We start from the raw sequence: 12421 nt of genomic DNA on the forward strand, positions 1-12421 counted from the left end.
TGTAAATAATTACTCCGCTTTACCCGGATTGATGATCTCGTCCACAATAAAATATGTCCGGCCGGCACGGTACCGTTCTGCTTCCAGCAGGGTCAGTACACGGGCAGCCGCTTTTTCCGCCACATCGTTTACGATAATATAATCATACTTGCTGGCATATTTCAGTTCGCTGCCTGCTTCTTTCAGCCGTTTCTCTATAACAGCCGGTTCGTCTTTGCCCCGCTTATAGATCCGCGCCCGCAGCTCCTCCAGCGACGGGGGCGTAACAAACACAAACACCCCGTCCGGGAACACTTTTTTGATCTGGAGCGCGCCCTGGATATCTATCTCCAGCAAAACGTCCCTGCCTTCGTTCAGTAAATTCATCACGTAAGGTTTCGGCGTCCCGTAATAATTCCCGTATACCTGGGCATACTCAAGCAATTCGCCCCGGAAGATCATGTTCTTGACTTCTTCAACGGTTTTAAAGAAATAGTCCCTGCCATCCACTTCCCCTTCCCGGGGCGCACGCGTCGTAACGGAAACCGAGTAGGCAAGTTCCGGCAGTTTTTCCCTTAATATACCGCAGATGGTCCCCTTCCCTGCACCGCTGGGACCGGACACCACCAGCAGCAGTCCCTGGGGCACTCTTGGCTTCTTCTCCGTCATGGCTCTGTTTCCTCCGTTTCGGAATCAAAACGATTCGCAACTGTTTCCGGCTGTATCGCAGACAATATTACATGGCTGCTGTCTGCTATGATAACGGCCCGGGTCTTTCTTCCGTATGTCGCATCGATCAGCAGCCCCCTGTCCCTCGCCTCGGAAATAATGCGTTTGACCGGCGCCGATTCCGGGCTGATCACCGCGACGATGCGATTGGCAGAAACGATATTGCCAAAACCGATATTGATCATCTTAATACCCATAACTGCTCCTGTTCATTATCATTCAATATTCTGGACCTGTTCCCGGACTTTTTCAATCTCGGCTTTCACATCCACCACGGTTTTTGCCAGTTCAAAGTCATTGGCTTTGGACGCAATCGTATTGGCTTCCCTGTTGAATTCCTGCACAAGGAAGTCAAGCTTGCGCCCCACCGGCTGTCCGCTTTCCAGAATCACACGGAACTGCCGGATATGGCTTTTCAGCCGTACGATTTCCTCTGTGATGGCTGTCCGGTCCGCAAAAATGGCAACCTCCTGCAGCACACGGTCCGGATCGGCTGTGATCTTTTTGTCAGCCAGCAATGCATCCAGCCTTTCGCTCAGTTTTGCCTGATATTCCGCCACTACCTGCGGAGAACGCTTTTCGATTTCCAATACGTTATTTTCAATTAACTCCAGCCGTTTGCGGAAGTCTGCTGCAATATGATTGCCTTCTGCCTCCCGCATGGCTACCAGCGCTTCCACCGCCTGATCCACAGCCTGTTTGATTTTGGGCCAGTAAGCGTCGCAGTCAAACAGCCCTTCTTTGGCTGTAATCACTTCCGGGCAACGGGCCAGATACAGGATCTCTGCCTGCTCGCTGATGGAAGGAGAAGCGATGCCGATCGCCTGCCCCACTTCCTGCAGCGCTGCATGGTACGCAGCGGCCAGCGATTTATCCACGGTAACATTCACTGCGCCCTGATCCGTATATCTGGCTGTTACGAAAACATCAATACGGCCTCTGGATACAGAAGACAGAATCGTTTTGCGGATCCTGTCTTCCAGCGGGTTCAGAAAATGGGGTAAACGGATTGCCGTTTCATTGTAACGGTGGTTGACAGATTTGATCTCCACCGTAACAGAAAAGTTTTCTTCTTCATAACATCCCCGGCCAAAACCGGTCATGCTTTTGAGCATTCTATTGGCCTCCTGTCTTAACGGATCGCCGCCGGGTCCACATCAAAGCGGCGCTCTCCGCAATATTTATCCGCAATCAGCACCGTATACGGCTGTGCCGGATTGAACTGGGAACTGTCGAAATAATACTGCATTTCAAGAACCGCGACCTTTTCCGTCTTTGCATCATTCCCCGGTTTCTTTTCGTTTACCGTCAGCTGCTTCCCGTCGTCCGGTTTCGCTGCCGGGCTTTCCTTTTTCTCGTACCGGTTGATCATTTCATGGTGCAGATAAATGGACGCGTAGGGCGCAAGGTTCGTTTGCCCCTGTACAAGCCTTACGGTATATTCGCCTTCCTGCAGTACAACGGGGGTATTCAGCCTGGCTCCGATCAGCGTGATACCGTCATATTCCTGAATTGCTTTCTTTATGTCTGCCAGTTCCGGGACACGTGATTCTTCCACCTTGTCCCTGGTATGGATTACGGCTAAAAGATACGGGGTATAGACAAAAATGCTTTCTTTTTGCCGGTAGGGGTTCTTCTGGTTCTTTTCCGCTACCAGCCAGGGATCTACCAGCTGGTACAGCGTACGGTTTTCCTGTTTGCCGTTTATTCCATACTGGATCGCCTGCTTCATATTTTCATCCGTCATGGGAGTGAGCGCAAAACATTGGGACAGAAAACAGCAAAACAGTATTGTTAAGAAAACTTTTTTCATTCTGATTCCTCCGAAAGATATTTTGTATGAAATATGATATACTTGAAAAGAAATACAGAAACCGTACCGATATTATAAACCATTGTGAAAGCGAAAGCAACCAAACCCCTTAAGAAAATAAGAGAAAAAGGAAGATAAACCATGAATCTGGAAGGTATAACCTTATATGCGCTGACAGAGTATCTGAAACAGGAAATTACCGGAAGCCGGATTTACAAAATCGGTATGCCTTCCGGCCGCTCCCTGTATTTTTCGCTGAAGCGGGAATATGATACGCTCCACCTGATCATTGACGTAAATGCCGCCGCCCCCTCAATCCGCCTTGCAGACAAAGCGCCAGACAATCCACCGGAACCGCCGGCTTTCTGTATGCTGTTGCGGAAACATCTGGAAGAAGGGATCATAACCCAGGTCCGCCAATACGGCCTGGACCGTGTCATCGAACTGGAAATCAGCCTGCTGGGACGGAACAGCCAGATTATCACAAAACAGGTCATCGTTGAACTCGCAGGCAAAAATTCCAATCTGGTTTTTGCGGAAAACGGGAAAATCCTGGACAGCATAAAACATGTCAGCCCTGTCATGAATTCCGTTCGCGTCATCCAGCCCGGATATGACTATAACCCGCCGCCGCCTCAGGCAGGCCTGGATATCCTGACCGCCTCAGCAGAAGCAATCGTGGCAGCCATTCCCGATGAAGTGACCTCTTCCCTGTGGAAACCACTGGTCAAAGAAACCACCGGGATCGGCAAAGCTTCGGCTTTACAACTGCTCTGTGCGGCAGAGATCCCGTTAAACGCCACCTACCTCACCCCCATGGACCGGAACCGTCTGGCCTCTGTGATTGGCGCGCTGCAAAAGATTGTATCAGAAGAACGGGCAGCACGTTCTTTTACTGCCATCATCGCCGCAGACAACCAGTGCCAGACTATCTTCCCCTATCCGGCCGCCTATGTACCGGAAGGATGCCGCAGCGAAACGTTTCCCGGTATTAATGAAGCCCTGGGTTACGCTGCCCGCTTACAGCCGGCAAAGCTCCCCGAGCAGGATCAGTTACGGAAGGCCGTGCAGTCTGAAATTCGAAAAACAGAAAAAAAGATCGGCGCGCTTACACAGGATCTGGCTCTGTCCAACGACGCGGACGCCTGCCGCATAATTGCCGACAGCCTGATGGCGGCCCTGTACCAGATCCAAAAGGGAGCGGTTTCCTGCACCGTATCCAATATTTATGACGGAACGCCCCTGCAGGTCACGTTGTCCCCTGTGCTGACCCCTGCCGAAAATGCGCAAAAATACTATAAAAAATATAATAAACTGAAACGGGCCCAGGAAGAAGTGGCCCATCAGTTAACGGAAGCGACAGATATGAAGACCTATCTGGAAAGCATAGAAGAAAGCCTGCATTTCGCCACCACCCGGCAGGAGACAGAAGAGATTAAAGAAGAACTGCAACATGCGGGTGTCCTTCCGGTTCCCAGACGGAAAATGAGACCCTCAGGGAAATCTTCTCCCCTTCATATTGTTTTCTCCGAATCTACTGAGATTTATATTGGTAAAAACAACCGACAGAATGACGAAGTGACTTTTAAAACCGGTACGGGAAATGACCTCTGGCTGCACGTGCAGAAAATCCCCGGCAGCCATGTTTTACTGAAAACCTCCCTGCCTGAACCCGAGCCGGAAGCATTGGATGCTGCGGTACAGCTGGCCGCCTGGTTCAGCAAAGCCCGTGGCGGCAGCCAGATACCCGTAGACTGCGTTCCCCGCCGGTTTGTTAAAAAGCCTTCCGGCGCCAAACCGGGTTTTGTCATTTTTACAAACCAGAAAACCTTTTATGCAACGCCTGATGAAGAATATATTAACAACCTCTTACAAAATTGCTCATCAAAATGACCGTAAAGGCGAATTGTCATAAGCGTATCTCACGGTTATGCAACTACAAGCCGGTCGTCTGGGCCCGTATGCAAAAGCCGCAGTATTCAGAATAAGCTCCCTGAATACTGCGGTTTTATTTATAAAAATACAACAATTAATGTTTGGCCACTATCAGCCGGCTCAGTTTTCCGTCCGTCAGTTGCATGAACTGATTGTAGGCATGTTTATGGTCCGGCGTAGGATCGAACCGCATGATGATGAACCGCGGATCGGTGTGATCGTCTAACGAAGCAAGCTTGCCTTTGTAGCATTCCAGCAATTCCGCTTTTGTCATGCCGATTTGTATGCCACTGGCCGTCTTATATCCGTTCCCTGTCATGTAATACGCGTCCGGTCCGTAGGAAGGAGGCAAAGGCTTCCCATACGTTTCCCCGTGGTCCCGGATCTCATTAAATACAAGGCCCGAATATTTAAACTCTTTTAACCCGGCTGTCTGTTTCCTTTCGATAGGCTCGCCCAGTATTTCTTCAATTTCTTCCCAGCGGCAGCCGATGCCGACCCCCATCACCGGATCTCCTTTGATTTTCGGGGCCACCGCGGCTTTCAGCCATTCGACATGGTCCTTGTTCAGCGTCTTCCGTATTTCTTCCGTATCTGCCTTAAATTTGGCATCTGCCTTTCCATACTTCTCGCCCAGTTCTTTCAGCTTCGCATCTACCTGTTGTATCGCCGCTTTGTGCCGGGGGGACAGTTCGGAAATAGCTTTATCCAGCGCTTCCCCTTCCAGCCCTTCCGGGATCCGGATCTGCTGCGCCAGCTTCAGTTCTTCCAATATCGCCGCTTTTTCTTTATTAAACTTTTCTTCTTCCCCGCAGCCTGCCGAAAGGAACGCTGCCAACAGTAAGAGTAACACGACCGGGAACAGCAGCCTGCGCCGGAATCTGATCGAACACTTCATGCGATCCAACCTTTCAAGGTGTTTTGAGAATTACAAACCGGAACCCTGTTCCCGGTTATACTTCTTCTCCTGACGGAGCCGCTTTATGAGGCATCAGGTTTACCCATTTCACAAACTCATCCTGGTCCAGCTGGACGACAAAGCGCAACCCGTTTTCCAATTGGGCGGCAACGACGTGTTTCGTCTTGCTGTCCCCACCGAGGATGGCGCCGGCCAACGCGCCTAATGGACCAAAGATCGCAAGTCCCACAATGCCCCAGCCAATGCTGAATTTCTTTTCGTTTTCCTGTGTCACTTCTTCATAAAACGAAATATTGTCTTTGATACCGATTTTTTCCGAAGAGAAAATACCGGTAGAAACATTTAACACAAAATCATTGCACAATAAACCCGGAGCAATCAGTTCCGCCTTCACTTCTTCCTGCTGGTTGTCGGTACCGCCTAAATATTTTGCCATATTGAGATATCCTCCTTTACTGCCTTACATTGTCAGGTTCATTAGTACGCTCTTTTATTATACGCCTGCTGTAACATGATTATTATAGCATCATCAGCCGTTTTATTTCTTGACTTTTATGTGAAAGATTTTTACGAACCGGATATTACACGCTGACATCTTCGTTATGCGAGAGGCGGAAGAATATTAACAGGGACACGATGGAAGTCAGGGTCAGGATCGTAGAGTATGCCGCGGCATTGCCGAAATTACTGCGGATGACCTCTGCGTAAATCGCAACTGTCAACGTACTGGTGCTGCTGGTATATAAAATGATGCTGGAACTTAATTCGCTGATCAGGGTGATCCAACTCATAATAGCGCCGGCCAGTACGCCCGGAAGCATCATGGGCACCATGATTTTACGGAAGGACTTAAACTCACTGGCGCCAAGGCTGATCGCCGCTTCTTCCACACTGGGCGAAATCTGTGAAATGATCGCCGTGCTGGACCGGATCGTATAAGGCATACGCCGGATCGTCAGGGAAATGATGATAATCAGAGCTGTACCGGACAAAACCAACACCCCTGAGTTAAAGCCGGACAGCAGCGCAATACCTAACACAGAGCCCGGAATAATATACGGGAACATGGTCAGCGTATCCAGGATGTTTGTCAGCAGGGACGGTTTCCGGGCTGTAAGATACGAGATCAGGATACCCAGAACTACCACGATGCCGATTGCGCACAACCCAAAAGCATAGGTATTGAAAATCGATATGTTATCCTTTGAGAACAGCGTGTTCTCGTAGTTCATCAACGAGAACTTCCCGGTATATACCGCGCCTCCCACTGTTTCCAGGAAAGATGTAAAGATAACGGTCAGCTGGGGAAGCATGGCGATAAACGCTACGCCGAACACAAACAGATAGGCAAAGAATTTCTGGCTGCCTTTCGCCTGTACCGGCTGCATGGGCTTTAATGCCGTCATCGCATAGGAATAACGTTTTGCTACCATGCGCTGCAGGAAGAACAGGAACAGGGTAATTACAACGACGATTACGCACAGGGCCGCCGCAAAATGGTCGTCCGTACTGACTTCGCCCATGAACTGGGTATAAATCAATACAGGGAACGTCTTAAACCCTTCCCCGATCAGCATGGGCGTACCGAAATCCGAGAACACCCGCATAAACACCAGCAGGGAACCTGCCAGCAGGGACGGCATGACCAGCGGAAGGATGATCTGCGTCACACGCTGGAACGCATTGCAGCCCAGGCTTTCCGCCGCTTCATTCAGGGAGCTGTCAAGATTCTTTAACGCGCCGGAAACATACATGTAAATCAAAGGAAATGACTGCAGCGAAAAGACAAGGACGATACCTGCAAACCCGTAAATGCCTCCGAACTGGATGCCGAACAGGCTGTTGATCAGCTGCGTGATAAACCCGTTGCGCCCCAGCAGCTGGATCCATGCATAAGCGCCGATGAAAGGAGGCGACAAATAAGAGATTACAATTAAAATATTGACATATTTGCTGTAAGGGATTTTAAAACTGCGCAACACATATGCCATGGGCAGACCGATAATGGCCGCCAGCAATGTCGCGCAAACGGTTACCTTGAAACTGTTGACCAATGTGCTCCAGTAGAATTTGCGCCCGAAAAACTTTGTAAAGTAATCAAAGGTCAGCGCGTGGGTCTCGGGATCGACCACACTCTGATACATGATCAGAAACAGCGGGTACACTACAAACAAAAGGAAAAAGCACAGTATCGCCAGCGTAAACCCGGTCCAGATGTTCGGCTTCTTCATGCGTCCTCACCACCAATTCGCCTGCCGTTTATATCTTCTGTCTGAATGATCAGCGACTGCATCCCGTCTTCCGTAAATACATTGATACGTTCCGGTTCAACCCGCAGTTTAACAGCTGTATGATTGGGAATGATCCGTCCCACATCCGAAGGTGTGATCACTTCCACCTCATGCCCGTCGGACATGGTCAGGAAGTAATGGGTCGATATCCCCAGGAATACGCTGTAATTGACCACTGCGTCCAGACCTTCCCCGTCCAAATGTACGGTAAATTCTTCCGGGCGGACGGCAACCGTTACTGGGATGTCTGCTGTTCCGGAGGCACCGGCATATTTTGCAACAGCAGCTGCGTCCAGCGTTTGCATGGGAACCTGGTATTTCCCAAAGGAAAGGATATGCTGCGCGCCGCTTTTCCTGACAACAGCCTTAAAAATATTTGACAGACCGATAAACGTCGAAACGAAACGGTTGGCAGGCCGCTGATAGATGTACTGGGGAGACCCTACCTGCTGGATGACGCCATCGTTCATGACGGCAATACGGTCGGAAACCGCCAGGGCTTCCTCCTGGTCATGGGTCACATATACGGTTGTGATCCCCACCTGCTGCTGGATGTTTTTAATGGCATTACGCATTTCCACCCGTAATTTCGCATCCAGATTGGATAACGGTTCGTCCATAAGCAGCACCTGGGGATGGATTACGATAGCCCTGGCCAGTGCAACGCGCTGCTGCTGGCCGCCGGACAGCTGTGTAGGCATCCGGTCTTTCAAATGCCCAATCTTGACTACATCCAAAATCTCAACAACAGACTTTTCAATTTCTGCTGCAGGAACATTCCGCTGCTTTAAACCAAAGGCCACATTATCGAAAACAGACATGTGGGGGAAGATTGCATAATTCTGAAACACCATGCCCATATTGCGTTTGTTGACCGGGATGTTGTTAATTACCTTATTGTCAACCTTTATCGCCCCGCCCTCAATGGAGTTAAAGCCGATGATCATACGCAGCAATGTAGTTTTGCCACAGCCGGACGGACCCAATAACGTAAAGAACTCCCCCGGATGGATTTTCAGGGACAGACCGTTGATAACCGTGGTATCCTCATATTTTTTTATGACATTATCTATATCAATGGAAACACTCATCAGAACTCTCCTTTGTATAACAAAATGGCGCCAATTCATCTATTGGCGCCATTCATAGCTTCAGCACAAATTGATTACGGAATGACCCCGCACTTCCTTATGCCGTTTTACAGTTACATAGATTTTTCCAGATGTTTGGTGAATTCTTTGGTAAATTTTTCTTTGTTTTCGGAAACCCATTTTTCGTTGAACTTCGGGGCAATTTTGATCTTGCTGGCCGGAGTCATATAATCCGCCAGTTTGGCATTTTTACGCAGCGGACGAACCGTTAACGTGGTGCCAACCAGGTTCTGGATCTTTTCGCTCAGCATATAATCCACAAACTTTTTCGCGTTTTCGGGATGCTTGCAGTTTTTGATGATCTGCACGGATTGCGGTGCATACAGAGCGCCTTCTTTCGGGAACACAACTTCAACCGGAGCACCGCTCTTGACCAGTGTCGCAGCCGGATCTTCCCAGGTCAGGCCGACAATATATTCGCCGCCTGCCACGCCTTTATAAACCTGGCTGGAGCTGTTCATCATCTTGCCGTTCAGCTGTTTCAGGAACTTGTCACAATAATCCCAGGCCTCTTCACTGAAGGGATCACCGTTACCCATATCATACAGCATAACAACCAGGGACTGGAATGCCGAAGAGGAGTTTACCGGATCGCCGAACGCGATTTTATCTTTCAGTGCCGGATTCAGCAGATCGCCAAAGCCTTCAATCTTCATATCGCCCTTCATCTTCTTATTTACGACCATAACCGTCGGATCGGAAAATGCAGGTGTGAAGAATTTTGTTGTGTTTCTGAATTCATCCATCATGTTCGGATCTTCTTTGGAAACATATTCCTGGAAGAGTTCTTTTTTAGATGCCAGCATGGCTTCGCTGCCAGCCCATAAAATATCGCCCAGCGGATTTGCTTTTTCCGATGCGACACGTTTCACAACTTCCCCTGTGCCTGCCACTACAACATTAACTTTTATGCCTGTATCTTTTTCGAAATTCTTGATTACCGCGTTGTTCAGGCTTTCACTGCGGGCAGTATATACAGTCAGTTCTTTGGCCGCATTATCTGCTTTCGGAGCCTCAGCCTTTTTGTCTCCGCCGCCGCAGCCGCTGAACAACATGGACAAGGACAATAATGCTGTTGCTAAAAATGCTACTGATTTTTTCATACTCTCTTCCTCCCATTTTTAACAAACATTGTAACTTGCATCTGTTACGAACCGCAAGTCCTGTATAATTCGATTATAACACTTCAACGCCAATATCTCAATTACTCATTCAAATAAAAAGCAGCCCGTATCTATGTAAAAGTACAGGCTGTTTTATATATTCTCTATTTTATTTATTCTTTGAACTCGCATTTCAGGTGCTGGCGTTCCGGCATCAGCTTATACTTAACCCGGGGGTATCCTACCATCATGCAGCCAACCAGTTTCTGTTTCGACGGGATCCCCACCAGATCCAGCAGCGGTTTGTATCCGGCAATACCGCAGGCCTGGATGAACCCGGCAATTGTCGTTCCCAGACCAATGGCCGGTGCAAACAGTTCCGCGTAGGCAAGGCACTGCTCGCTGTTGCTCACCCCTGTCACATTCAGGCGCCTCGTTGATACAAAAATGAGCATCGGCGCATTGCGACCAATAATATCAACGTTTTTTTCATGAAATGTATGCAATACGGCTTTGAAGTACCGTTTGTTTACCGTTTCCTTTTCCACTTCTTCCGCCATCCACTCCGCAGTCGTCCTGCGGATCGCAGCCAGCGTATCCGGATTGGAAATTACCGTAAAATACATGCTCTGACTGTTGCCCGCGGTGGGTGCGTACCGGCAGATATCCAACAGTTTTAACACCTCTTCCTGCTTCGGCGGCTGCGGTTTGAACAGGCGCACGCTGCGGCGGGACCGCAGAAAGTCATAGGCCTGCTTTTCCGAAATAATCGATTCAGGAGCCGGAACCATTTCTTCCCGCGGTGTATATTTATTATCCATAGCTCCCGTGGGACAGATGGCAACGCAATGACCGCAGCTCATGCAACCGCGGTCTACATTACATTCCGGGCCATTTTCCCCCATATCCAATATACATGCCGGGCAGTCTGCTACACACAGACCGCATTTTATGCACTTATCCCGGTCAACACGAAGTAAATCCAAAACAGGCACCTGAAAGAACCCCCAATACTGTTTGATAGTTTTCTGCTATCCAATAAAAGGCACAGTTGTAATTGACAATCGTTCCTATCGTAATTGTCCAAAAACAATACAGCGAAAAATATATTTTACATTATACCACAAATCAAAAGAAAAGATAGTCTTGAATTCTAATTTAAATATTATAATCGGGAACAGATTGCATCTGCAACCCCAACAGACCGGATTCGCCATTTCCTCTTCAGCAAAAAACTCAGGATTTCCGGTGAAAAATCCTGAGTTTTTAACCATGTTTAAACCTAAATTACCGCCTATTTGCCTGCTCGCTGGTCAGCTTGTACATCAGCGCATTGCAGATGGCCGCCGCAACATTGCTGCCGCCTTTGCGGCCCACAGCTACAATATACGGCACACCGCTGGCCATAATGATTTCTTTGGACTGGACCACGTTGACAAATCCTACCGGCACGCCGATGACCAACGCCGGTCTGATCTTGCCTTCCCTGACCAGTTCGTCCAGGCGTACCAGCGCCGTCGGCGCGTTGCCTACTGCAATGATTACCGGTCCTTCCAGCGTAGCTGCTTTCTCCATGCAGGCAGCCGCCCGTGTGCTTCCCGCCTCTTTTGCGCGGGCCGCCACATCCGGGTCGCTCATGAAGCAGACAGCATTGCCGTTCAGTTTGGCCAGCGCGGCTTTATTGATACCCGTCTGGGCCATCTTGGTATCTGTAACAATCGTAAAGCCGCCCTTCTTCATGATTGCCAGCGTATCTTCCACCACATTGTCACTGAACCGTAACGTACGCGCATAGTCAAAATCCGCTGCGGTGTGGATGCAGCGCTTGATAATGCTTTCCTTGTCCGGATCCAGTTTTAATTCGCCTAATTCTTCAGAAATAATTTCAAAACTGCGTTTTTCAATATCCATCGGTAGCACATTTTCCAGATTCATAACGATTCCTCCTTTACCTTACTTTTCAATGCCTTCCCGGGCCGGTATTCCTTTATCGAACGGATGCTTACGCTTGCAGACTTCGGAGACATAGTCAGCCAGTTCCAACAACTCCGGCGAAGGGTTACGGCCTGTCATGACCACTTCCAGATGTTCCGGTTTGTGTTTCAGAAAATCAATGAGCAACGCTTCATCCAGCAGGCGGGTACCGCAGGCGCCGATCACTTCATCCAGCACCAGAAGATCGGTTTCTTCTTTACTGCAGTATGATGCCAGTTCCCGGATAAAATCGTTATGGCTTTGCAGCACTTCTGCTTTTTCCTTCTCATTCATTTGGAACGAAAACTTTGTCAGCGGCTTGCCCCGGAACACTTTCACACCCGGCAGCAAAGCAAGGGTGTGCAGTTCTCCTGTTTCCCGGCCCTTCAGGAACTGTCCCAGAACGACCTTCAACCCTCTTCCGCTGGCCCGCAGGATCAGCCCAAGCGCAGCCGTAGTCTTTCCCTTTCCGTTGCCTGTATAAATATGGATCAGTCCCAGTTTACTTTTATCCATAGTAAACCTCT

Annotated in this window: 13 protein-coding genes; 1 reads left to right on the forward strand and 12 read right to left on the reverse strand. The window is 49.2% G+C overall.

What is annotated here, in order from left to right; genetic code table 11:
* Positions 1-9: 9 nt before the first annotated feature.
* Genes gmk through ACZOWY_RS02025 form a run of 4 tightly spaced genes read right to left on the reverse strand, consistent with a single transcriptional unit; the run spans position 10 to position 2521 of the window.
* A complete protein-coding gene (gmk, locus tag ACZOWY_RS02010) occupies positions 10-648 on the reverse strand; it encodes a guanylate kinase (protein WP_484392493.1) in 639 nt (212 codons plus the stop codon).
* A complete protein-coding gene (gene remA / locus ACZOWY_RS02015; RefSeq protein WP_484392494.1) occupies positions 645-905 on the reverse strand; it encodes an extracellular matrix/biofilm regulator RemA in 261 nt (86 codons plus the stop codon). Before remA ends, gmk begins: the two co-directional genes overlap by 4 nt.
* A gap of 18 nt (positions 906-923) precedes the next feature.
* Positions 924-1823: a YicC/YloC family endoribonuclease gene (locus ACZOWY_RS02020; RefSeq protein ID WP_484392495.1), complete on the reverse strand. Its 900-nt coding sequence runs from the start codon at positions 1821-1823 to the stop codon at positions 924-926.
* Between the two features lie 17 nt (positions 1824-1840).
* Entirely contained in the window at positions 1841-2521 is a 681-nt protein-coding gene (locus ACZOWY_RS02025; protein WP_484392496.1) for a hypothetical protein, read from the reverse strand.
* A 141-nt stretch (positions 2522-2662) separates the two neighbouring features.
* On the opposite strand from ACZOWY_RS02025, the gene ACZOWY_RS02030 reads away from it, so the two are divergent.
* The gene (locus ACZOWY_RS02030; RefSeq protein ID WP_484392497.1) at positions 2663-4414 is read left to right on the forward strand and encodes an Rqc2 family fibronectin-binding protein; all 1752 of its coding nucleotides are present in this window, start codon (positions 2663-2665) and stop codon (positions 4412-4414) included.
* A 136-nt stretch (positions 4415-4550) separates the two neighbouring features.
* Here the strand turns inward: ACZOWY_RS02030 and ACZOWY_RS02035 are convergent, their stop codons facing one another.
* The 8 genes from ACZOWY_RS02035 to ACZOWY_RS02070 form a co-directional block, all read right to left on the reverse strand.
* Entirely contained in the window at positions 4551-5354 is an 804-nt protein-coding gene (locus ACZOWY_RS02035; RefSeq protein WP_484392498.1) for a hypothetical protein, read from the reverse strand.
* Positions 5355-5409: 55 nt separating this feature from the next.
* Positions 5410-5811 carry a hypothetical protein gene (locus ACZOWY_RS02040; RefSeq protein WP_484392499.1) on the reverse strand — a complete coding sequence of 134 codons (402 nt, stop codon included), beginning with the start codon at positions 5809-5811 and terminating at the stop codon, positions 5410-5412.
* A gap of 145 nt (positions 5812-5956) precedes the next feature.
* Positions 5957-7606: an ABC transporter permease gene (locus tag ACZOWY_RS02045; RefSeq protein WP_484392500.1), complete on the reverse strand. Its 1650-nt coding sequence runs from the start codon at positions 7604-7606 to the stop codon at positions 5957-5959.
* Entirely contained in the window at positions 7603-8757 is a 1155-nt protein-coding gene (locus ACZOWY_RS02050; protein WP_484392501.1) for an ABC transporter ATP-binding protein, read from the reverse strand. The genes ACZOWY_RS02045 and ACZOWY_RS02050 overlap by 4 nt, the downstream gene beginning before the upstream one ends.
* Before the next feature lie 113 nt (positions 8758-8870).
* Positions 8871-9872: an extracellular solute-binding protein gene (locus tag ACZOWY_RS02055; RefSeq protein ID WP_484392550.1), complete on the reverse strand. Its 1002-nt coding sequence runs from the start codon at positions 9870-9872 to the stop codon at positions 8871-8873.
* A 221-nt stretch (positions 9873-10093) separates the two neighbouring features.
* Entirely contained in the window at positions 10094-10915 is an 822-nt protein-coding gene (locus tag ACZOWY_RS02060; protein WP_484392502.1) for a nitroreductase family protein, read from the reverse strand.
* Positions 10916-11207: 292 nt separating this feature from the next.
* A complete protein-coding gene (locus ACZOWY_RS02065) occupies positions 11208-11861 on the reverse strand; it encodes a precorrin-8X methylmutase (RefSeq protein ID WP_484392551.1) in 654 nt (217 codons plus the stop codon).
* Between the two features lie 12 nt (positions 11862-11873).
* Positions 11874-12410, reverse strand: a complete 537-nt coding sequence (locus ACZOWY_RS02070; protein WP_484392503.1) for a cob(I)yrinic acid a,c-diamide adenosyltransferase — start codon at positions 12408-12410, stop codon at positions 11874-11876.
* Positions 12411-12421 lie beyond the last annotated feature (11 nt).

The sequence above is a fragment of the Succiniclasticum sp. genome (genome assembly GCF_056977735.1).